We start from the raw sequence: 21524 nt of genomic DNA on the forward strand, positions 1-21524 counted from the left end.
AATTATGACAGAAGTAAAGGAATATACTGGTCGCGACTATGATGTGATCGTCGTTGGTGCCGGTCATGCCGGTTCTGAAGCTGCTTTAGCAGCCGCACGGATGGGCAATCGCACGTTGTTAATGACCATTAATTTGGATATGGTCGCCTTTATGCCTTGTAACCCATCTGTTGGGGGACCAGCTAAGGGAATCGTTGTGCGCGAAATTGATGCCTTAGGTGGCGAAATGGGTCGTAATATCGATAAAACCTATGTCCAGATGCGGATGCTGAATACGGGTAAAGGCCCAGCCGTGCGGGCATTACGGGCCCAAGCCGACAAGCATGCTTACCATTCAGAAATGAAACACACGATTGAACGCGAACCTAACTTGACCTTGCGTCAAGGAATTGTCGATGGGTTAATCGTTGAAGATGGCGTCTGCAAAGGGGTTATCACCAACACGGGGGCGCGTTATAGTGCCAAAAGTGTCGTCTTAACCACTGGGACCGCGGCTCGCGGGAAGATTATCATCGGTGAACTGATGTATTCTTCGGGTCCGAACAACTCCCAACCAGCCATGAAATTATCTGGTGATTTGGAACGCCTTGGTTTTGATCTCGAACGGTTTAAGACTGGGACACCACCACGAGTTGACGGTAATACTATCGACTACAGTGTGACCGAAGAACAACCTGGTGATCCAGAACCACATCACTTTAGTTTTGAAACTAAAGATGAAGATTACTTGGATTTGACGCATCAATTATCTTGCTGGTTAACTTATACTAATGAAACCACGCATAAGATTATTCGTGAAAACTTAGATCGCGCGCCGATGTTTACTGGCGTGATCGAAGGGGTCGGCCCTCGTTATTGTCCTTCAATTGAAGATAAGATCGTTCGTTTCGCTGATAAGAAACGGCATCAACTCTTCTTGGAACCAGAAGGCCGGAATACGGATGAATGGTATGTTCAAGGGTTATCGACTTCGATGCCTGAAGAAGTTCAACAACGGATTCTGCATTCAATCAAAGGGCTAGAAGACGCTGAAATGATGCGTCCTGGTTACGCGATTGAATATGATGTGGTTGCCCCTTACCAATTGAAGGCCACTTTGGAAACTAAGTTGGTTAAGAACCTCTACACTGCGGGTCAAACGAATGGGACTTCTGGGTATGAAGAAGCTGCCGGACAAGGCTTGATGGCCGGAATTAATGCCGGTTTACGTGCGTTGGATCGTGGTCAATTCACCTTGAAGCGGAGCGATGCTTATATTGGTGTCATGATTGATGACTTAGTGACTAAAGGAACCAACGAACCTTACCGTCTGCTAACGAGTCGTGCCGAATATCGATTGATTCTACGCCATGATAACGCCGATTTACGTTTGACCGACAAAGGGCGTGAACTTGGGCTGATCGATGATGATCGCTATGCGGTTTTTGAAGCTAAGCGTCAAGCAATCACAGACGAACTTGACCGCTTAGACAACATTCGAATCAAGCCCAATGACGCTGTTAACCAGTTCTTGATTGCGCACAATTCTGGCGCCCTTAAGGATGCAGTTTTGGCGACTGACTTCTTAAAGCGGCCGGAAGTGCGTTACGATGATTTGATGAAATTTATTCCAGCACCGGCTGAACCATTGGAACGCCACATTGTGGAACAAGTTGAAATCCAAATCAAATATGCGGGCTACATTAAAAAAGCCGAAGAACGGGTAGCGCATTTGAAGAAGATGGAAGCGAAGAAGATTCCTGATCGGATTGATTATGATGCGATTGATGGCCTAGCAACTGAAGCCCATCAAAAGTTGAAGAAAATCCAACCAGCGACAATTGCGCAAGCCTCACGAATCAGTGGCGTTAACCCCGCTGATATCGCTATCCTGAGTGTTTACATTCAACAAGGGCGAATCGCTAAGGTTCAAGATTAAACGAAATAAGTGATATATATATGAGCGCTAGTCATCTTTTACGGTGGCTGGCGTTTTTTTATAGTTGAGATTGTTGCCTACCCGACAGGCGGCAAGCAAGCATGGTTAAAGATTGAACAGTGAGGTTACGAATTTGTAAACCAATTGACTATTATCGGACAGGAACCCGTAATTGGGCTATAATTATTGAAAGTTACCATGGGGATAAGGGAGAAACGGGTGGATGAAAACTTTTAAAAATATCATGAGTTGGGTATTACCAATTGTCGTGGGGCTGTTGATTGCCATGGTGATTCGCCACTTTGTGTTCACGATGGTTCGTGTCGATGGGCCATCAATGGAACCTAATTTGGAGAATAGTGAACGTGTCGCTGTGGTTAAACCGGCCAAAGTTAAACATTTGAGCGTGATTGTTTTTTATGCGCATAATGTTGACCCGGACGCGCATTCCAAGACGGTGAAATATGTGAAACGTGTGGTTGGCATGCCTGGTGATACGGTTAGTTCGCGAGACGGCAAGCTATACATCAATGGCAAGGCGTTAAACGAGAAATTCATTAGCCAATTTGAACGGACACAAGGCACTGGCAATTGGGATCTAGGTGGTTTGACAGACAAGTATGGTTGGACCGTCAAGACGACGCGAGTGCCCAAGAATAGCTACTTTGTTTTAGGCGATCATCGCTCGGTTTCAAACGATAGTCGTTATTGGGGGTTTGTTCCGGCGAACAAGGTTTTAGGTGTTGTTAAGGTGCCGTTCTGGGACACCAACGCGACTAAACGTCATAATGTAAATTCAATCAGTTATTAGAAAAATAAACGGCTAACCATCAATGAAAATTTGGTGATTGGTCGTTTTTGTTTAGAAAAGTAAACAAATTGAGCCCGTTTACATTGAACTCCAGTGCCAACAAGGCTAAAATTGTGACCAATGAGATAAAATTAATTTTAAATGAGTATTGATGGAGGTAATTAAATGGCAACTGAATTAACGAAAGCCGCGCTGACTGCACTTCGTACTAAACAGGCAGAAGATCAACTCGCACCTGTTTTGACCCGCGCAATCACCAAAAACGGCATTAAAGCCACTAGTTATGATAACCAAGCAGCCAGCCGGTTAGATCGGACCTTTTCGATTGATCTGCCTACAGGCAAGGTTAGTAATCAGAAGCACAGTGGCCGTTGTTGGGAATTTTCATTATTAAATACCTTACGACACAAATTTGCGACTAAGTACCACGTCAAAGATTTTGAATTATCACAAAATTATTTATTTTTCTGGGATAAAATTGAACGCGCTAACATGTTCTACCGTAATGTGGAACAAACTGCTCGCCAGCCAATTAATGATCGTTTAGTCCAGTTTTTATTTGATAATCCTGGTGAAGATGGTGGTCAATGGGCGATGGCTGCGAGTCTCGTGCAGAAGTACGGTGTGATACCAGCGAGTGCAATGCCTGAGACTTTCAACACGACTAACACTAGTGATTTTCAAGAGGTTATGAGTCGGAAGTTACGTAAAGATGGGTTAAAGCTCCGTCAATTGGTCATGGATGGGGCCGATGAAGCCGAACTCCAGTCACTTGAAAAAAGTATGTTACAAGAAGTTTATCGCATTGCGGTGTATTCTTTCGGTGAACCACCAATGACTTTTGACTTGGAATACCGGGATGATGATAAAAATTATCATCGCGAAGCCGGTTTAACGCCTCAGGACTTCTATCAGAACTATTTTGATACTGATCTGGATGACTATGTGGTAGTGACTAATTCACCAGATAAGCCATTAAATCAGCTATATAGCTTACCAGATGAGGACAACGTCATTGGTGGTAAACCGATTGAATTTTTGAACGTCGATATGGGTGTTTTGACGGATGTGGCGGTACAACAACTCAAATCTGGCGAAACGATTTGGTTTGGTAATGATGTGTTACGCCAAATGGACCGGAAAGCGGGTTATTTGGATGCCCATTTATATGAATCTGCTAAATTATTTGGCATCAACGGTCATTTGACCAAGGCCCAACGGTTACAGACGGGCGAGGGTGAAGTGAGTCACGCCATGACGTTAACGGGTGTTGATATCGTTGATGACACACCAACTAAATGGAAAGTTGAAAATAGTTGGGGCGAAGCTAATGGTGACAAAGGCTATTTTGTGATGACACAAGACTGGTTCGATGAGTATGTCTATGAAGTTGTTGTTCACAAACAGTTTCTCGCACCAGAGTTTCAAGCATTGCTTAAGGAACCAGCACGGCGATTGCCAGCCTGGGATCCGTTGCACTAAACCTGATGGGAGGAAAACACATGAGTATTTTTGCAGAACGACTCGAAACCGCGATGCAGCACGCCCAAATGACGTCCGCCCAATTAGCCAAAGCGACCGGGATTGGTCGGTCATCGATTAGTCAGTGGTTGAGTAGTAAATATGTGGCCAAACACGATAAAGTTGTCACTTTGGCAACTGCACTAAAGGTAGAGCCGGAGTGGTTATTGGGTGCTAAAAGCTCTGTCACTGCTACGGAACCGGTGAGTTCAGTTGATCCCGAACTTGTCACGATTTGGGAACAGTTAGATGCGGCTGGACGCAAGAAGTTATTGAAGAAAGCTCATCGGTTAGTTGAGAAAGATAAAGCACCGACTGGCAAGAAAAAAGGTAAAAAGAAGAAAAAAGCGAAAGCTTAACTAAAAATGAGTCTGGGATAAGATCCCAGGCTCATTTTGTTATTCCTAATATTTATAGCCGAAACGTGGAACAAAAGGCTGCGACCGCCGCTTAGCTACGAAAGTCGAACGATTGAAAATGCCAATCATTCGACTTTCTAGGCTATGTTCGGTAGCAAACCGCCTTTTGTCCCACTCTCCTAATTTGATTTTTAAGTTAACTTATTTGGGCCATTTTTCCCAATCTTTAGCCCAGAATAGTCCCATGACCCCTTCGCCAACGTGAACGCCGACGACTGGACCGATTTCACTCTGGTCAATGGTCAAGCCAGGGAAGCTTTCGGCAATATCTGCGACCCAAGCGGCTTGCAATTTAGGGTTATTCCCATTAACAATCGTAATTCGCAATGGATAGTCGGTTGTTTCGATGGCAGCGGCCAATTTTGCCTTAATTGCAGCATAGGCCCGTCGCATGGTGCGTTCCTTCTCAATGGCGACGATTTTTCCATCTTCAAAAGTTAGCACTGGTTTGATACGTAATAAGTTACCAACCAAGCGTGACGCATTAGAAAGGCGGCCCGTGCGTACCAAATGGCTGAGGTTATCGACGACGAAGTAAACTTCGGTCGTATCGCGCAAATGTTTAAGTTGGGCAATCACTTCTTCAGGTGTCTTGCCTTCCGCGATTAATTTAGCTGCTAAAAGCGCCATGTTGGCCTCACCCGCGGCGGTAATTAAGGAATCAAATGGATAAACTTTAATGTTTGTAATATTTGGTAGATAGCTTTCAAGGTTAGTGATGAAACTGGTGATGCCAGAAGAAAGATGAATACTAATTACGGCATCATAACCGTCAGCAGCTAACTGGTCATACATCTGCTGCATCTGACCCAACGTGATTTGTGTGGTTGTTGGTAATTCTGGTGCGGTCCGCATCCGTTCATAAAATTCTTTGGACGTGATTTCAACGTTTTCCAAGTAAGTCTGTTGACCAAAGATAACGGTAATCGGAACGACAAAAATATTATATTTTTTGATATCGGCGGCCGATAGATAACTTGCACTATCGGTAACAATTGCTGTTCGCATTTTTCCCCTGCTTTCATCGTGACAGATTATGCTGTATTATACCGCTTGTGCTGTGTTGAATGCTAGTTTTCATGAATGTGTGCGCTAGGGGGCTGATTTACAAGATTATTTTCCCAGGGTAACAATTAGCGCTGAAGTTGTATTCTAATGCTAAAACCGCCATAATAACTTTAATGATGGGGGAGGGTGATCAACGATGGCAACAATTGAAATTAAAACGGCAACGGCGGCGGATCGAGCTGCGTTGGCTGAGATTTATTTGATTGACCGGCAGCAAGATTTTCCATGGGTGACAGATCCTCAATTGGCTGATTTTGAACACGATAGCCGCGGGGAATTTATTCAGGTTGCATGGGTGGACGGTCAGCGCGCTGGTTTCTGTTCGTTATATCGGTTAGCAAACTTTATTCATCTTTTATTCATTGCACCGGAGTTTCGACAAATGGGGATTGGTGAAAGCTTGTTGACGGAAATGCGTCAATACGCGACGGAACCTATGACGCTCAAATGTGTCATGGCCAATGAGGGCGCCTTAAAATTTTATGCACGGGTTGGGTTTCAGATTGTGAAGGCCGATCGCGATGCTTTACCCCCGAATTACACGTTACGTGATACGCATACTGAACAATATGTCGCCTTAAATTTAAATTAATTCACAAAACTGAATAAAATTATCAAGTGTGAGCAAAAAGGAATTACTAGCAATTTTGGTAATTCCTTTTACTCACATTTATTTTTAATAATGCACTTGACACAGACTAAATCACGCGCTAAACTCAATTCATAAATTAAATTTTGATTAAAAACTTTGAAAAGGAACGGAATTAAGCGTGTCCAGTTAGCGAGCTGTAGATTGGTGTGAGGCAGTCTGGATAACTTAGTTATGATCACCTTTGAGTTGAACCCCGAAATTAAGTGGAGGCGGTTCTGGATGGTACCCATTAGTGTACCGGCGTATCGCATTTTGCTGTACGCGCTAAGGTATTCATTGTGAGATGAATGCGAACAAAGGTGGTAACCCGTTATCGACGTCCTTTAACTAACTCAGTAGAGCTAGTGAAGGACGTCTTTTTTTAGTCAATTCAAGGTGGTGAGGACGATGAAATCGGACATTAGAGTGGCTGGTACCCAACAGAAATGGCCAAGGGGGGCCAGTCCACTGACGACTTTGACGGATAGCGATTTGAACGTCCAATCAGCTCAGTCGTCGAAACGGTCATAAAGTTCACATAGTAGTAATCAGCTTAGCTTGCGAGCTAAACACATAATAAGTTTTAACACATAGTAACAACACTTATCACTGAATTAATAACACACATAGAAATGGAGTCTTAGCTTATGACGACAAATACGAAAGCAACAGAAACTGAAGTGGCCCAGCAATTATTTGAGGCCTATCAAACGCAACATGCTTTAAAAATGGCAGATTTTGAGACGGCAGTTGCTGATGAAGACGCGGCCTATCGTGTTCAAGCTGAATTGACCGCGTTAAAAAAGCAACCGGTTGGCGGCTACAAGGTTTCGCTAACTAGTGCCGAAACTCAAAAGATGTTCGATGCACATACGCCATTATATGGCGCTCAGGTCGCAAGTCATTTTTTAGCAGCGCCAGCGATGGTTCGACTGGGACAGTTAATGGCACCACTCGTTGAGGTGGAATTGGTTTTTAAAGCTAAGGAAACTTTGTCAGCGACAGATTCACTAACTGACTTGTGGCATAAGACGACTGTGGCGCCAGGCTTAGAATTACCAGATTCGCGGTTTGCAGACTGGTTCCCAAGTTTACCAAAGAATTTGGTTGTTGCCGATGCGGCCGTTGGTGGTTTAGTTGTCTATGGTGAAGAGCATGATACGGATCAACGCTTTGATTCAGTTGATGCTGTTGCGACTGTCAACTGTCGTTTAACACATGATGGTCGAGAGCTTAAAACTGGTACAGCCAGCGAGGTGCTCGGAAATCCCTTAAAGTCGTTACACTGGTTGGTGGGCAAACTAGCAGAACAAGGAAAAACCTTAAGCGCTGGGCAACGGGTCTCTTCTGGCACTTTCGTGTTACCACCGCATTTAACAGCGGGGCACTGGCAGGCTGATTTTGATCAGCAACTTGGAGCAGTTGTTTTAGATGTCAGTCATGATTAAGTATATTAGAAAAAAACGGTCGTCACATTTTTGTGGCGGCCGTTTTGATGTTTCACGTGAAACATTATTTATTTAAACGATGATAATCTTTGTCAAAATAGTTACCATTACGAATATCGTCAGGTAAACCTTGATAAGGTTCTTCGCTGATGACATCGTCATTATTTTGACCAGCATCACCCATATACGTAATTGTCGCAAATTCTGGAACGACTAATTTTGGATAAGTTGCGTATTTTTCACGAGCTTCTTCCATTAAATCAATGTGTTCATTTTGGAAAGTTACTGTGATTTCAGGATGTTCTTGAACCCATTTCGGGAAGAAGATGGTGCCGTTAACTTTACCTTCGTTTGGTAAAAAGTCTAACGCAACGTCAGTACCAGTTGGTTCTGTCCAAGCAACCTTATAGATACCTTCGGTGAGCATAACGATATTAGCTTCCTGGTCTTTGACCCAACGACCAGCGACCATCCCGCCGTGAATTCGGTAGTCAACGGTATGATCGTTTTTAGCGTACCATTCGTATTCCCAACCGTTATCGTAAGTGTAGATAAAGTGAGTTCCTAGAAAATCGTCTAAAGTTTTAAATGTTTTAGTCATATTAGTTTTCCCTCCGTAATTAAAAGTACAAGTAAAGTAAAACATGTAACTTATTACATGTTTTAAACAACAAGGTTAGTGTATACTGAAGTTAATCATTCGTCAAGGAGGAAAGTCCCATGGCGCAAAAAAACAAACTACAATTCATTATTCTTGGGTTGTTAGATCAACAACCATTGACTGGTTATGACTTGACCAAAGCTTTTGATCACGAAATCGGTGAATTCTGGCAAGCACAACACAGTCAAATCTATCCGCAGCTAAAGCGGCTTGAGGAGCAGGGCTATATCACCCATGAAATCACGATTAGTGGCGAAAAACTCGAGAAAAAACTTTATCATACGACACCCACGGGGCAGGCAGTCTTAACGACCTGGATTACTGCTGGAACGCCGGAGCTCACCGCGACTAAAGATGAGTTTATTTTAAAGCTCTATTTTGTGCGGACGAATCGCGATCCACGCTTGCCAGAAATGTTGCTGGAACAGTTACAACTTCATGTTGATAAAAGTGAGCATCTACAGGCAAGATTGGCGACAGTCTTTCCAACTAAAAAGTCACAGGCTGAAAACTTTGGTCATTACTTGATTTTGCAACATGCGATTGGTCGAGAAAACTATTACGTGACTTGGTTAAAACAGACCTTAGCGGCCTTACCTAAATAAGCTGGTTGGATCGGAAAAAGCGTTAATGAACGCCCACGTTCGGCTGGTGAATGGGTTATAATAATAGTGGCAATTACCAATTCAACTCAATGAGGAGGGTCACAAAAATGGATAGTCATCAAATGAATGAACCGTTGATTTATCGTCGAATTCTTTTGACGGTGGATGAAGATGATAATACGTCTTCAGAACGGGCTTTTCGGTATGCAACGACCTTAGCACGCGATTATAGTGTGCCACTCGGAATCGTTTCCGTGATGGAAAGTGAAGATATCAATATTTTTGATTCACTGACGCCGTCTAAGATTCAGGCTAAACGAAGGCATGTCGAGCAAGTGGTACAAGACTATGTCAAATTAGCAGAAAATAGTGGGATTAAACAAGTTGAACCGCTGGTATATGAAGGCGGGGATGTCGACGATGTGATTTTGGAACAAGTGATTCCGGATTTTAAACCGGACTTGTTGGTCACGGGTGCCGATACGGAATTTGCACACTCGAAGATTGCTGGTGCAATTGGACCGCGGTTAGCGCGGAAAGCGCCAATCTCCGTAATTGTCGTGCGTTAAAAAATTAAAAATTTAGCTCAACCCCCTCAGGAGTTGTAGATACGCAGAAAGAGGGCGTACCGTTTTGAAAAAGGAAACGGGCGAAAAAAAGCAGTCCAGTAAGTTCATTAAAGAAACTGGCTCGCAACGTAAGAGCTTAGATGAAATCAATGGGACGATCGAGGTCCCAGAAGATAAAGGTTATTTTCGGACATTATTGGCTTATACGGGGCCAGGAGCGCTAATTGCAGTGGGGTATATGGACCCTGGGAACTGGATTACGTCGATTGGTGGGGGTGCGAGTTTTAAGTACACCTTATTGAGCGTTGTTTTACTTTCCAGCTTAATTGCGATGTTATTGCAAGCCATGTCCGCGCGACTGGGAATTGTGACTGGCCGTGATTTGGCGCAATTAACCCGGGAACGAACGTCCAAATGGGCCGGATTAGGCTTATGGGTCATCACTGAATTAGCCATCATGGCGACGGATATTGCTGAAATCATTGGTTCTGGGATTGCGCTAGAACTTTTATTCGGTTTCCCACTAATTGTTGGGATAACGATTACGGCGTTTGATGTGTTGATTCTATTGTTCCTAATGAAATTAGGCTTCCATAAGATTGAAGCAATTGTGGCAACCTTAGTGGCCGTCATTCTGTTTGTCTTTGCATATGAAGTGTTCTTGTCGAAACCGGATGCATTGGGCGTTTTAGGTGGGTATGTGCCGCGAGCACAGATTCTGACCAATCAGCCAATGTTGTATTTGGCTTTAGGGATTGTTGGTGCAACGGTGATGCCACATGATTTGTATTTAGGGTCATCGATTTCACAGACGCGGAAATATGATATTCACGATGAAGCTTCAGTACGTAAAACGATTCGGTTTACGATTGCTGATTCGAATATTCAATTGACGCTGGCCTTTGTGGTTAACAGTTTGTTATTAATCTTAGGAGCAGCGTTGTTCTTTGGGACGCATAGTGATTTAGGCCGCTTCGCTGATTTATTCAACGCATTGAATAATTCGAAAATCGTTGGCGCGATTGCTAGTCCGATGTTAAGTATGTTGTTTGCAATTGCGTTGTTAGCATCTGGGCAAAGCTCCACGATTACCGGGACTCTTGCCGGGCAGATCATCATGGAAGGTTTTATCCATTTACGGATGCCACTGTGGGCTCAACGGTTATTGACCCGGTTGCTATCAATCACACCAGTATTGATTTTTGCGGTTTACTATCACGGTAACGAAGCGAAGATTGAAGGGTTACTGACATTATCACAGGTCTTTCTGTCGGTCGCTTTACCATTTGCGATGATTCCGTTAATTATTTTTACGAGTGATAAAAAGTTGATGGGTGTCTTTGCTAATCGGCCTTGGGTGAAATATACTTCGTGGGTCGTGGCCGTTATTTTAATTATTTTGAATTTGCAATTGATTTGGACAACCTTAGTTTGAGGTTGAAAAAGGGCGAGTTTCAGTTCTTGATGAACTGGGACTCTTTTTTTAGTTGGACAGCGTGTGATTCTCAGATAAATAGCTGCGGAGTTGTTGATAGAAGTTTTCGTGTGTACCGGCAATGAGAAGTAGGACTAGTCTTTGAGTTGTAATTGTATAAGCAATACGATACTGTGTCCCCTTATATTTGAATGATCGAACATAAATACCGGCAAGGTCACCTTTCTTTTGGTTACCTGCAGTTGGTGTATTTGCAATTAAATCATAAATAATCGTTACAAAAGTTTGCTTGAGTGGTCGTTCTTTTAACTTTTTTAGATAGCGTCTAACTTGATTGGAAGGAACCACTTCATAAACCAATATCGTTTTCTAGCTGTTTTTTAGTCACAGGTGTTGCACGGGCCAAAGTTTCGTGCTCAATTTTTTTGATGGCTTGCGGTATCGCCTGCTGGCGTTTTTTAAACTCGTCAACTAACTTGTAGCTGGGAGTCTTCTCAGCAATTAGGTCTGTTAGAATTTCCGCGTCAAAGTTTAGAATTGGATTTTCTTCAACGAATCGGTAAAAGATACCATTAGTTGTTAACTCTGGTTCCACAGTTACACCAGCACCAATGTTGAAAGTACCAGGGACGGTTAGGGTGATTGAGTTACCTTGTTTTCTAGTCTTAGTTCGATTTTCAATTTAAAGTCTCCTTTTGTACAAACATGTAATTACGTTTAGAGCGTAACGTTTGTGTGATATAAAGACAAGACTAAAAAAAACGGTGATATGGCAGGAGAGTTAGCGGTGCCTGGATTTGATGCAACGGCCAGCGATGATGAATTTTGACTGAGCCTTGATGAATTGTGAATCAAAAATCTATCTAGAAAAAGCGAACGGTTAAACATGAAAAGGTCGTTAAAATAACATGTGAAAACATGAGCGAATTATGCCTTTCTTTTGAGAAAAAGGGTGCTGAATTAGCTCGCAGATATTAGATTAATCTGTATATACTTATAATAAAAATGTATGCTTAAATGATTTTTATTAGTTTACATAATTTACAAATGCCTATAAATGGGCATTTGTGAGTGGTGGGTACAAATGTATGAAAAAAATTTCATTAGCTGAAATTAATTTAATATCCTGAAACGCCATTCTAAATCCCGTTAACTTATTGCGGTCCAGTAGTGAGCATGCAATAATGAAAATATCAATTGATGAAAGCGCTTTATATGAAGCTATAAAAAGGTTTGGAGGGTATTTTTATGACTCACGCAACAGATGATCGTAAGTTTTCAGTTTTAATTGCCGGTGGTGGGAGTACTTATACACCTGGGATTGTTCTAACTTTATTGAACGGGCTCGACAAGTTTCCACTTCGTAAATTAAAATTTTACGATAATGACGGTGAACGCCAAAAGAAAATTGCGGATGCCGCTAGAATCTTAGTTAAGGAACGCGCACCAGAAATTGAATTTGAAGCAACGACTAATCCAGCCGAAGCTTTCACGGATGTTGACTTTGTGATGGCTCAAATCCGAGTTGGTAAATACGCAATGCGGAGCTTGGATGAAAAAATCCCACTTAAACATGGCGTTGTCGGCCAAGAAACAACTGGCCCTGGGGGGATTGCTTATGGGTTACGTTCAATTCCTGGTGTTATCGAATTAGTCGATTACATGGAAAAGTATTCACCGAATGCTTGGATGCTTAACTATTCAAACCCAGCTGCAATTGTTGCGGAAGCCACTCGTCGTCTCCGGCCAAACTCAAAGATTATTAATATCTGTGATATGCCAATTGGCATTATGGATCGGATGGCTAAGATCGTTGGGTTGAAGGATCGTAACGACTTAGTCTTCAGATATTATGGCTTGAATCATTTCGGTTGGTGGACGGATGTTCGCGATAAAACTGGTAAAGATTTGATGCCACAATTAAAGAAACATGTTGCAAAGCATGGTTATTTAGTTGATGACGACTATGAAGATGGTATCGAACCAAGTTGGGAAGAAACCTTCAAGATGGCTGCGGATGTCTATGCCTTGGATCCAACGACCTTACCTAATACTTATTTGAAGTATTACACATATCCAACCCAAGTTGTTAAACATTCAGACCCTAACTACACTCGAACAGATGAAGTTGAAGCCCATCGTCAAAAATTAGTCTTTGGCGAATGTGCACGAATTGTTGAAAACGGTACTGCTAAAGATACTGGGTTCAAACCAGATGATCATTCAACTTATATTGTCGACTTATGTACGGCGATTGCTTATGACACAAAGCAACGGATGCTAGCAATTATTCCTAACGAAGGGGCTATTTCAAATATTGACCCAACCGCGATGGTTGAAGTACCTTGTTTGTTTGGTGCCAACGGGGCAGAACGTTTAGCCATGGGTAAAGCTGCTACTTATCAAACTGGGATGATTACGGAACAAAATAGTGTTGAAAAATTAGCTGTTGATGCCTTATTAGAACATTCTTACACGAAGCTATGGCAAGCATTTAGTTTATGCAAGATTGTGCCTGACGCAGGTGTCGCTAAAGATATCTTAGATGATATGGTTGTTGCAAATAAGGACTACTGGCCAGAACTTAACTAGTTTTGACAAGTAGTAGTTAAGAAAGACTGTTGCAATCATTTGTACTAGTCTTTCTTTTTAATTTAAAAAAAGTGAGATGAATTAATCATGATGCAGAAATTGCAAAAATTCGGGGCTGCGATGTTCGTACCAGTTTTGCTCTTCTCCTTTGCTGGGTTGATTGTTGCTTTTGGCTCCCTGTTTACTAATGCTGCTATTTTTCCAAGTTTAGCTAAGACCACGACGACTTGGTACGGCATTTGGTACACCATTGAAGAAGGTGGGTGGACTATCTTCCGTCAAGTTCCATTGCTGTTCGTTGTTGGGTTACCAATTGGCCTAGCTAAGAAATCACAAGGTCGGGCCGCACTAGAATCATTAGTCACTTATTTAACTTTTAATTATTTTGTAGGTGCTATTTTAAGTATCTGGGGCCCAACCTTTGGTGTTAAAAATTATGCCGCTGAACTTTCTGCGAACTCGACTAACGGTGGGTTAACTATGATTGCAGGTATCAAGACACTTGATACTAGTATCGTCGGGGCCTTAGTTGTTGCTGGGATCGTGGTTTGGTTACACAATAAGTACTTTGACAAGAAGTTACCTGATTGGTTAGGAACGTTCCAAGGGTCATCATATGTTGTCATTTTAGGCTTTGCTGCAATGTTTGTTTTAGCTTTCGTGACTTGTTTAGTATGGCCAAAGATTCAATTAGGCATTTCTGCGCTACAAGGATTTATGAAGACATCGGGTGTCATAGGGGTCTGGGTCTACTGTTTCTTGCAACGTGTCTTGATTCCTACTGGGTTACATCACTTTATTTACATTCCATTCCAATATGGACCAGCTGCAGTTGCCGGCGGGTTGGAACCATACTGGTTACAACATTTATCACAATTTGCAACCAGTACCGCACCAATCAAGTCATTGGCACCAGAAATGGGCTTTGAATTGTTTGGTAATGAAAAAGTCTTCGGTATTCCTGCAATTTGTTACGCCTTCTATGTTACTGCTAAGAAGAGCCGTAAGAAGCAAACCGCTGCATTGTTAATTCCTGCTGGGTTGACTTCAATCGCTGCTGGGATTACTGAACCCGTTGAATTTACTTTCTTGTTTGCTGCTCCTGTTCTCTGGGTCGTTCACTCATTATTAGCTGCTACTTTGGATGCCACGATGTTCGCTTTTGGGATCGTCGGTCAATTCGATGGTGGGTTAATTAACTTCTTGAGTATGAACTGGATCCCACTGTGGGCTAACCATTGGCACACTTGGGTTCTTCAAATTGTAATCGGTTTAATTTTCTCAGTTATTTACTTCTTTGTCTTCAAGATTATGATCCAACACTTCAACTATGCAACGCCAGGTCGTGAAGCAGAAGGTGAAGATACTAAGCTAATCAATAAGAAAGAATACAAAGCAAAGACTGGTTCACCATCAAATCCATATATCGAACGTGCTCAAGCTTACCTTGAAGGTCTTGGCGGTGCCGGAAACATTGAGGACATGACTAGTTGTGCCACACGTTTACGGGTTACGGTTAAAGATCCTGAAAAGGTTGCCTCAGATGGCATGTTTAAAGCTAATAAAGCCGTCGGTGTAGTTCGGCATGGTAAGGCAATCCAAGTCATTGTTGGCTTAGATGTTGCTCAAGTGCTTGAAAAGATGACCGATTTGTCAAGTGGTCCACTCCAAATGGATACTGAATCAAAACCAGAAGTTAAAGAACTGACACCAATGCAACAGAATGCTGTTTTACTGATGGATTCGTTAGGGACTGATCAAAATATTGAAAATGTTGAAGATATTGCTAATGAATTAGTCGTTACTGTTGTTAATCCAGCTGAGGTTGACCAGGAGTCAGTCTTTAAAGAATTAAATATTGGCATTAACAGTGTTAAAGTTGATGCTAAGAAAGTAACAATTGATATGAAGGATCATGAAAAGTTTGCGCAAGCAATGTTGTCGTTGATTTAGTTGTGAATTACTAGTTAGTAGGTAGGGGGTCAGCCAGATGGTTGCAAAGAATGGTAGAATTTCAAGATTTTTTGACCGAGTCATCACCGGATTGCACTATGATTTACGGAAAGCGTTAAATATTTATATTGCAGTTTTGATGATTGTCCCAGTAGCTTACTTTGCTTATATTGCTCTGGCTTTAAACATGAATAACATGGGGTTAGAGACTTACTTTAAGCAGAGTCCAATTACAACGATTATGTTCATCGTGACACTGATGGATTTGATTGTTGCCTATGTCCTTTACTTTAGAAAGTCGGTCTTGCTAACCAATCGGATGACAGTAATTGTCACATTTAGTATTTTGACAATACTACAATTGATGGTTGGCAACATCATCTCAGTTATTCTTGGCTTAATTGTGCTCTATCTATCGAAAAATATTAATGCAGCGCAATCAACAACCATTGATAAACAAACTTTAGCCGTGATTATTGGAAGTACACCATTTTACCTAATCTGTACGTGGTTACTATTTACAATTGGTTTGAAATAACCGCCATTGGATTAAGTAAAGTTTGTGATAGTTGATTGAGGACAGCTTAGCCAGCACTTATTGTGATGACTGGGCTGTCCTTTTGTAAAAATAACTAAAAGTTGAAAGTTAAAAAGTTGCCGGTTTGCTCGAGGACATCAACAATTAGGTCATGAAAATTAGTCGATTATGGCCGTTTCTGGTTGTTGCGGATAACATGCGGACGAGGGACCGGTTCAAGCCTTAGGAACGTCTTGACCCTCGACCGGCAGCTTTGCCAAAACCGCAAATCTCCCGGACCGTCCTTTGGCTGGCGCCGTCCCTCACAGCACATCGGTTTTGACTGATGGAGCGCTAGTTTGGGCAGGTCTACTTTAGATGTGATGGTTACTGGTACAACGACATGTGTAATGCTATTGAGTCTTTCAACCTAGTAAAAATAACTATTTAGGAGTGATTAACATGATCAATACCATGATTTTTGACTTTAACGGCACAATGTTTTTTGATGCTGTTTTTCAAAAGGCTTCTTGGGGAAATTTTTTGGCCAAAAAGTTCAACGTTAAAATGACCGAATCGGAGTTTCAAAATCATATTGCCGGACGTAACAATCGTTATACTTTTGAATACTATTCGCATCGGCCAATTACTGAGACTGAGTTAGCAACCATGAGCGAAGAAAAAGAACAAGGTTATCGTGCCCTGTGTCTATCTCAGTCAGCTGATTTTCATCTGGTCCCTGGTTTACCGGAATTTTTGGATGACTGTCGTGCTCAGGGCGTTAAGTTAAATATTGCCACTGCTTCAGAACGACCCAATGTTGAGTTCTTTTTTAAACATTTGGATTTGGAACGTTGGTTTACTATTGATCAGGTGGCTTTGAATGATTCTTCACTACCTGGTAAACCAGCACCAGACATCTTTTTGAAAGCCATGGCGAACGTAGGTGCAGATCAGGCCGAAAGTGCTATTTTTGAGGACTCTGTTTCAGGTATCCAAGCTGCGAACCGCGCTCAAGCTGGTCAGGTTGTTTTGGTGACAGATCCACAAGAGAACAGTGTTAGCTTGCCGGTGGACCTACGTGTGGATCAGCGGATTAATGATTATTTTCGGATTGGTGAAACGCTATTAGGAAATCAATAGCGGTGCTCCAGGCGTTGAAAACCCCTTGTTTTAGGGATTCTAAAGCTAAAAAGGTGTTGAAATATATTTCAATTTATGAAACATGGGATGGCTTGTGAAACCGTTTCCAAGCTCGCTTCAAAGTATTGTAAGCGCTTAAATTTAGAGTAGTATTAAGCATGTAATCAAGTGAGACATAAATAGTTCTAGGAGGAATTACTCATGGATGATAGAAAGTTTTCCGTATTAATTGCCGGTGGTGGTAGTACTTATACCCCAGGAATCGTTTTAACTTTATTGGAACATATTAAAAAGTTCCCGTTACGCAAATTAAAATTTTACGATAATGACGGCGAACGGCAAAAGAAGATTGCTGATGCTTGTCGAATCTTAGTTAAAGAACGCGCACCAGAAGTTGAATTTGAAGCTTCTACTAATCCAGAGGAAGCCTTCTCAGATGTTGACTTCGTCATGGCCCAAATCCGGGTTGGTAAGTACGCAATGCGTAGCCAAGATGAAAAGATTCCGCTCAAACATGGCGTTGTCGGTCAAGAAACGACTGGACCTGGTGGGATTGCTTATGGTTTACGTTCGATTCCTGGTGTCATTCAGTTAGTTGACTACATGGAAAAGTATTCACCAAATGCTTGGATGTTGAACTATTCAAACCCAGCCGCAATTGTTGCTGAAGCAACTCGGCGTTTGCGTCCAAACTCAAAGATCATCAACATTTGTGATATGCCAATTGATATCATGGATCGGATGGCCGCAATTCTTAATTTGAAGGATCGTAATGAATTAGTCTTCCGTTACTATGGTTTGAACCACTTTGGTTGGTGGACAGACATTCGCGACAAGACTGGTAAAGATTTGATGCCTGCCTTGAAGGAATACGTTTCTAAGAATGGTTATTGGGTCGGCGGCGACTATGATAAGAATACTGAAGCTAGCTGGGAAGAAACCTTCAAGATGGCGGCTGATGTTTATGCTTTGGATCCAACCACGTTGCCTAATACTTATTTGAAGTATTATCTATATCCAACTGAAGTAGTTAAACATTCAGACCCTAACTACACTCGGACAGATGAAGTCGAAGCTTATCGTCAAAAGAATGTCTTCGGTGAATGTGCTCGAATCGTTAAGAATGGTAGTGCCAAAGATACTAACTTTGTTTCAGATCAACATTCAACTTACATCGTTGACCTATGTACCGCGATTGCTTACGATACCAAGCAACGGATGTTAGCAATTATCCCTAATGAAGGGGCAATTTCAAATATTGACCCAACTGCAACGGTTGAAGTTCCATGCTTGTTCGGTGCAACTGGTGCTGAACGAATTGCCATGGGTAAAGCTGCTACCTTCCAGAAAGGGTTAATCACTGAACAAAACAGTGTTGAGAAATTAGCTGTTGATGCTTGGGAAGAACATTCTTACACGAAGTTATGGGAAGCCTTCAGCTTATGTAAGATTGTTCCTGATGCTGGTGTTGCTAAGGATATTCTTGATGACATGGTTGTTGCCAATAAGGACTTCTGGCCAGAATTGAAGTAATTCGAAAAACAGAATAGGGACAACAATTGGAGAGCAAACTTTAGATAGTAAAATAAGGGTGCTCTCCTTTATTTTTATCAGTGATAGGTGATTATTTATGTCTGAGACTGTGGCAACTAAAAATTAAAATAGTCATTTAAGCAGCATGTTATAATCTAAGTGGTTTAGTAATTAGTAAGATTTACTAAATAAATAAACGAGTTAGATTGAGGGATGCGATTTGAACTTAGAAGCTTTGGAAAACGAACACTTTAGTGAATTGAATGAAACGGATAAGGAAATAATCCAGTTTATTAATCGAAATCGAACGATGGTTAGAGAGGCAAGTTTAGCAGATGTTGCAACGAAGTCATTATTTTCTAAGTCGTCCATATTTAGAGCGTGTCAGAAGTTAGGACTAACTGGGTTTAGCCAACTCAAATATTTACTACAAGAAGAAGCCAAACAAGTTCAAGATGTGAACATTGATTTTGTTTCACAAACAGTTAAATCGGTTTTATGGATGTCTAATCAATTTAAAAGTACTAAATTAGATGATATCTATGAAATGTTAAACCGGGCAAAAACGATTTTTATCTATTCGACTGGTTGGGAGCAACAAATTGTCGCACAACAACTGCAACGAAACCTGTATTTATCAGGAAAAATGGCCTTTAGTTTTCCGAGTGCAGTCGATGAAATGAGCTTGTCACGAACACATATTGATGCAAATGATGCACTGATTGTGATTTCTTATTCTGGCATGAATGATGTGGTTTTAAAGATGGTCCAAAACTTTAATTTGCAAGGGGTACAAACCTTGGCCTTTACATCGTTTCGACAAAACAAATTGTCACAAATAGCAAAGTACAATCTTTATTACGATACGGTCTCAAAGAATGTGAGTTATGAGAATCGAAAAGAACAATTCTTCTCAGATCTACATGTTTTAATAGATTTATTCAGTATGGGACTGATAAACTATATCAGTACGACTAATCAAGCATTAGAAGATTAGCATTTTTTTAAGCAGTAAATGTTAGCGGTTTCTTATTGGATTTGGGTCAAGTAATTTTAGTTGTTAGCTTGCCGATATTTTTCTAATTAAGTTCTGAATCGTAAATTTGAAATGGTTAATCAAGAAAAAGTTATGTTAAGTACAATCAGTTTCGCGACTTGTTTTACTTAGCAATTATTATTGATTCAGGAGGATGTCTAGAATGGGGAAAAAGAATAGCTTCTCTCAGCAGGCGGTTGATTATTTGAAGGATCTAGGCGGCAGCGCTAATGTCGATGAGATCGTTAATTGTGCCTCACGAATTCGAGTCACTGTGAATGATCCGACAGCGGTGGCTTCCAACGAGCAATTTATTGCGGATGGTGCCATTACGGTTGTTCGACGTGGCAAAGCGATTCAAGTAATTGTCGGTTTAGATGTCCCCCAAATACTTAGTGTAATGCGGCAACTCATATCCGGTCTGGACATTTATGATGCTGAACTTGATGAATATGGTCTGACACCGATTGGCGAGAAAGCCACGATGCTTTATGAGTGTTTTGGTTTAGATGGCAATATTCAGCAAATTACGGTGGTTAATGATCAGATTATGGTACAGGTTAAAGATGTCTCATGGGTAGATCCATTTGATATCATTTTACAGCTAGGAATTGGGGTAACGTCCGTTAAAACTGTTGATAACCGAATATTTGTTGATATTGCGGATGCTACCGATGTTGCGCGGCAAATGTTGATGATGAATGTGACTAAATCGAAAGAATTGATGCGGCATGACAGTGATTAAAAGATTAATTCATATTGAGTTACCAACAAATAGTGTTTATCATGTTGCTACGGATGAGCACAAAATGAAAATTGTGATGAAGTGCGAAGATACTAATATTTATGCACCGGTGGCAGGCGTTATCTCAGGTTATTCACAGCGCGATCGAACGATTGATATCATGATTGATGAGTCAAAGACATTACTAGTGATGCACTTGCCAGCAGTAGCCACTGAGCTGATTACTTTTTATGTGAACTTAGGCGAGCGGGTCACTAGCGGCTTAAAAATAGCGGATTTGAAAGCGCTAACGAGTAATTTGTTGATTACAACAGTTGATCTAGACGAAAATTGCCATTACGAGGTCTGTAAACGGCACTCATTAATTTGAACGGAGGATTTATTATGTTTAAACTATTTAAGAAGAACAAAACAGAAGCAGTGGTTGCACCAGCTACAGGTCAATTGATTAAGATTGAATCGGTCTCAGACGATGTGTTTTCACAAAAAATGATGGGCGATGGTTTTGCAGTTGAACCAGCACATAATGATATCGTTTCGCCAGTTGCTGGAACAATTTCAACCGTTTTCCCGACCAAACACGCCATTGGGATCACTACTGATGAAGGCCTTGAAGTCTTAGTTCATATGGGACTCGATACCGTTGAATTAAATGGTGAACCCTTCGAAATGCTCGTTAAACCTGGAGAACATGTTGAACCAAACACAGCTCTTGCAACCATGGATTTGGACAAGGTTAAAGCTGGTGGTAAAGGGACGACTATCGTCATCGTCTACACAAATATGGATAAGATTGATAGCGTTCCGACAGTCGAACCTCAATATGTTGATCACGGTGACTCAGTGGGCACATTAACTTATCAAAAGTAATGTGAGTCTGAATGATTAAAAAGGGCGTACAGCTAGGTCGACCTAGTTG

General features: G+C 41.6%; 23 protein-coding genes. 19 read left to right on the top strand and 4 right to left on the bottom strand.

Annotated features, from left to right (window positions below; all coding sequences use genetic code 11):
- Positions 1-4 precede the first annotated feature (4 nt).
- The 4 genes from mnmG to FFM64_RS04755 all read left to right on the top strand — a co-directional run bounded on the left by mnmG (position 5) and on the right by FFM64_RS04755 (position 4609).
- Positions 5-1918, top strand: a complete 1914-nt coding sequence (gene mnmG, locus FFM64_RS04740) for a tRNA uridine-5-carboxymethylaminomethyl(34) synthesis enzyme MnmG (RefSeq protein WP_137606860.1) — start codon at positions 5-7, stop codon at positions 1916-1918.
- A gap of 223 nt (positions 1919-2141) precedes the next feature.
- Positions 2142-2729: a signal peptidase I gene (gene lepB / locus FFM64_RS04745; RefSeq protein ID WP_137606861.1), complete on the top strand. Its 588-nt coding sequence runs from the start codon at positions 2142-2144 to the stop codon at positions 2727-2729.
- 165 nt (positions 2730-2894) lie between these two features.
- On the top strand, positions 2895-4211 hold the full coding sequence (locus tag FFM64_RS04750) for a C1 family peptidase (RefSeq protein WP_137606862.1): 1317 nt from the start codon (positions 2895-2897) through the stop codon (positions 4209-4211).
- A gap of 20 nt (positions 4212-4231) precedes the next feature.
- A complete protein-coding gene (locus FFM64_RS04755; RefSeq protein ID WP_137606863.1) occupies positions 4232-4609 on the top strand; it encodes a helix-turn-helix domain-containing protein in 378 nt (125 codons plus the stop codon).
- 201 nt (positions 4610-4810) lie between these two features.
- On the opposite strand, the gene FFM64_RS04760 is transcribed toward FFM64_RS04755, so the two are convergent.
- Complete coding sequence (locus FFM64_RS04760) at positions 4811-5677, bottom strand: DegV family protein (protein WP_137606864.1); 867 nt, start codon at positions 5675-5677, stop codon at positions 4811-4813.
- 196 nt (positions 5678-5873) lie between these two features.
- Here FFM64_RS04760 and FFM64_RS04765 point away from each other — a divergent pair, with 196 nt between their 5' ends.
- From FFM64_RS04765 to FFM64_RS04770, 3 genes are all read left to right on the top strand, one after another.
- A complete protein-coding gene (locus FFM64_RS04765; RefSeq protein ID WP_137606865.1) occupies positions 5874-6329 on the top strand; it encodes a GNAT family N-acetyltransferase in 456 nt (151 codons plus the stop codon).
- A gap of 447 nt (positions 6330-6776) precedes the next feature.
- Positions 6777-6899 carry a hypothetical protein gene (locus tag FFM64_RS12455; RefSeq protein WP_263389435.1) on the top strand — a complete coding sequence of 41 codons (123 nt, stop codon included), beginning with the start codon at positions 6777-6779 and terminating at the stop codon, positions 6897-6899.
- A gap of 116 nt (positions 6900-7015) precedes the next feature.
- The gene (locus tag FFM64_RS04770) at positions 7016-7816 is read left to right on the top strand and encodes a 2-keto-4-pentenoate hydratase (RefSeq protein ID WP_137606866.1); all 801 of its coding nucleotides are present in this window, start codon (positions 7016-7018) and stop codon (positions 7814-7816) included.
- A gap of 64 nt (positions 7817-7880) precedes the next feature.
- Here the strand turns inward: FFM64_RS04770 and FFM64_RS04775 are convergent, their stop codons facing one another.
- A complete protein-coding gene (locus FFM64_RS04775) occupies positions 7881-8417 on the bottom strand; it encodes a phenolic acid decarboxylase (protein ID WP_137606867.1) in 537 nt (178 codons plus the stop codon).
- Positions 8418-8536: 119 nt separating this feature from the next.
- Between FFM64_RS04775 and FFM64_RS04780 the strand changes: the two genes are divergently transcribed.
- The 3 genes from FFM64_RS04780 to FFM64_RS04790 all read left to right on the top strand — a co-directional run bounded on the left by FFM64_RS04780 (position 8537) and on the right by FFM64_RS04790 (position 11086).
- Positions 8537-9082, top strand: a complete 546-nt coding sequence (locus FFM64_RS04780; RefSeq protein ID WP_137606868.1) for a PadR family transcriptional regulator — start codon at positions 8537-8539, stop codon at positions 9080-9082.
- 107 nt (positions 9083-9189) lie between these two features.
- Entirely contained in the window at positions 9190-9651 is a 462-nt protein-coding gene (locus FFM64_RS04785) for a universal stress protein (protein ID WP_137606869.1), read from the top strand.
- A 64-nt stretch (positions 9652-9715) separates the two neighbouring features.
- Complete coding sequence (locus FFM64_RS04790; RefSeq protein WP_137606870.1) at positions 9716-11086, top strand: Nramp family divalent metal transporter; 1371 nt, start codon at positions 9716-9718, stop codon at positions 11084-11086.
- A 48-nt stretch (positions 11087-11134) separates the two neighbouring features.
- On the opposite strand, the gene FFM64_RS04795 is transcribed toward FFM64_RS04790, so the two are convergent.
- Both FFM64_RS04795 and FFM64_RS12365 read right to left on the bottom strand, forming a co-directional pair.
- Entirely contained in the window at positions 11135-11446 is a 312-nt protein-coding gene (locus FFM64_RS04795; protein ID WP_137606871.1) for a type II toxin-antitoxin system RelE/ParE family toxin, read from the bottom strand.
- On the bottom strand, positions 11436-11681 hold the full coding sequence (locus FFM64_RS12365) for a hypothetical protein (protein ID WP_179951200.1): 246 nt from the start codon (positions 11679-11681) through the stop codon (positions 11436-11438). Before FFM64_RS12365 ends, FFM64_RS04795 begins: the two co-directional genes overlap by 11 nt.
- Before the next feature lie 653 nt (positions 11682-12334).
- Between FFM64_RS12365 and FFM64_RS04805 the strand changes: the two genes are divergently transcribed.
- From FFM64_RS04805 to FFM64_RS04845, 9 genes are all read left to right on the top strand, one after another.
- Positions 12335-13678, top strand: a complete 1344-nt coding sequence (locus FFM64_RS04805; protein WP_137606872.1) for a 6-phospho-alpha-glucosidase — start codon at positions 12335-12337, stop codon at positions 13676-13678.
- A gap of 87 nt (positions 13679-13765) precedes the next feature.
- Positions 13766-15631 carry an alpha-glucoside-specific PTS transporter subunit IIBC gene (locus tag FFM64_RS04810; protein WP_137606873.1) on the top strand — a complete coding sequence of 622 codons (1866 nt, stop codon included), beginning with the start codon at positions 13766-13768 and terminating at the stop codon, positions 15629-15631.
- Between the two features lie 37 nt (positions 15632-15668).
- A complete protein-coding gene (locus tag FFM64_RS04815) occupies positions 15669-16169 on the top strand; it encodes a hypothetical protein (protein WP_137606874.1) in 501 nt (166 codons plus the stop codon).
- A 441-nt stretch (positions 16170-16610) separates the two neighbouring features.
- Positions 16611-17291, top strand: coding sequence for an HAD family hydrolase (locus FFM64_RS04820; RefSeq protein WP_137606875.1), 681 nt, complete (start codon positions 16611-16613; stop codon positions 17289-17291).
- A 201-nt stretch (positions 17292-17492) separates the two neighbouring features.
- Positions 17493-18824 carry a 6-phospho-alpha-glucosidase gene (locus tag FFM64_RS04825; RefSeq protein ID WP_137606876.1) on the top strand — a complete coding sequence of 444 codons (1332 nt, stop codon included), beginning with the start codon at positions 17493-17495 and terminating at the stop codon, positions 18822-18824.
- A gap of 220 nt (positions 18825-19044) precedes the next feature.
- Positions 19045-19821 carry a MurR/RpiR family transcriptional regulator gene (locus tag FFM64_RS04830; RefSeq protein ID WP_137606877.1) on the top strand — a complete coding sequence of 259 codons (777 nt, stop codon included), beginning with the start codon at positions 19045-19047 and terminating at the stop codon, positions 19819-19821.
- A 202-nt stretch (positions 19822-20023) separates the two neighbouring features.
- Positions 20024-20605, top strand: coding sequence for a PTS sugar transporter subunit IIB (locus FFM64_RS04835; protein ID WP_171000291.1), 582 nt, complete (start codon positions 20024-20026; stop codon positions 20603-20605).
- Positions 20598-20975, top strand: a complete 378-nt coding sequence (locus FFM64_RS04840; protein ID WP_137606879.1) for a hypothetical protein — start codon at positions 20598-20600, stop codon at positions 20973-20975. Before FFM64_RS04835 ends, FFM64_RS04840 begins: the two co-directional genes overlap by 8 nt.
- A gap of 14 nt (positions 20976-20989) precedes the next feature.
- Entirely contained in the window at positions 20990-21475 is a 486-nt protein-coding gene (locus FFM64_RS04845) for a PTS sugar transporter subunit IIA (RefSeq protein ID WP_137606880.1), read from the top strand.
- Positions 21476-21524: the final 49 nt, after the last annotated feature.

This window comes from Lactiplantibacillus daoliensis (assembly GCF_005405005.1).
GTDB lineage: Bacteria > Bacillota > Bacilli > Lactobacillales > Lactobacillaceae > Lactiplantibacillus > Lactiplantibacillus daoliensis.

Excerpts from the sequence above, each read along its gene's own strand:
- FFM64_RS04810 (WP_137606873.1), top strand. The coding sequence starts at position 13,766 with ATGATGCAGAAATTGCAAAAATTCGGGGCTGCGATGTTCGTACCAGTT.
- lepB (WP_137606861.1), top strand. The coding sequence starts at position 2,142 with ATGAAAACTTTTAAAAATATCATGAGTTGGGTATTACCAATTGTCGTG.
- FFM64_RS04785 (WP_137606869.1), top strand. The coding sequence starts at position 9,190 with ATGGATAGTCATCAAATGAATGAACCGTTGATTTATCGTCGAATTCTT.
- FFM64_RS04765 (WP_137606865.1), top strand. The coding sequence starts at position 5,874 with ATGGCAACAATTGAAATTAAAACGGCAACGGCGGCGGATCGAGCTGCG.
- FFM64_RS04820 (WP_137606875.1), top strand. The coding sequence starts at position 16,611 with ATGATCAATACCATGATTTTTGACTTTAACGGCACAATGTTTTTTGAT.
- FFM64_RS04825 (WP_137606876.1), top strand. The coding sequence starts at position 17,493 with ATGGATGATAGAAAGTTTTCCGTATTAATTGCCGGTGGTGGTAGTACT.
- mnmG (WP_137606860.1), top strand. The coding sequence starts at position 5 with ATGACAGAAGTAAAGGAATATACTGGTCGCGACTATGATGTGATCGTC.
- FFM64_RS04815 (WP_137606874.1), top strand. The coding sequence starts at position 15,669 with ATGGTTGCAAAGAATGGTAGAATTTCAAGATTTTTTGACCGAGTCATC.
- FFM64_RS04835 (WP_171000291.1), top strand. The coding sequence starts at position 20,024 with ATGGGGAAAAAGAATAGCTTCTCTCAGCAGGCGGTTGATTATTTGAAG.
- FFM64_RS04750 (WP_137606862.1), top strand. The coding sequence starts at position 2,895 with ATGGCAACTGAATTAACGAAAGCCGCGCTGACTGCACTTCGTACTAAA.
- FFM64_RS04760 (WP_137606864.1), bottom strand. The coding sequence starts at position 5,677 with ATGCGAACAGCAATTGTTACCGATAGTGCAAGTTATCTATCGGCCGCC.
- FFM64_RS04780 (WP_137606868.1), top strand. The coding sequence starts at position 8,537 with ATGGCGCAAAAAAACAAACTACAATTCATTATTCTTGGGTTGTTAGAT.
- FFM64_RS04775 (WP_137606867.1), bottom strand. The coding sequence starts at position 8,417 with ATGACTAAAACATTTAAAACTTTAGACGATTTTCTAGGAACTCACTTT.
- FFM64_RS04845 (WP_137606880.1), top strand. The coding sequence starts at position 20,990 with ATGTTTAAACTATTTAAGAAGAACAAAACAGAAGCAGTGGTTGCACCA.
- FFM64_RS04770 (WP_137606866.1), top strand. The coding sequence starts at position 7,016 with ATGACGACAAATACGAAAGCAACAGAAACTGAAGTGGCCCAGCAATTA.
- FFM64_RS12455 (WP_263389435.1), top strand. The coding sequence starts at position 6,777 with ATGAAATCGGACATTAGAGTGGCTGGTACCCAACAGAAATGGCCAAGG.
- FFM64_RS04755 (WP_137606863.1), top strand. The coding sequence starts at position 4,232 with ATGAGTATTTTTGCAGAACGACTCGAAACCGCGATGCAGCACGCCCAA.
- FFM64_RS04805 (WP_137606872.1), top strand. The coding sequence starts at position 12,335 with ATGACTCACGCAACAGATGATCGTAAGTTTTCAGTTTTAATTGCCGGT.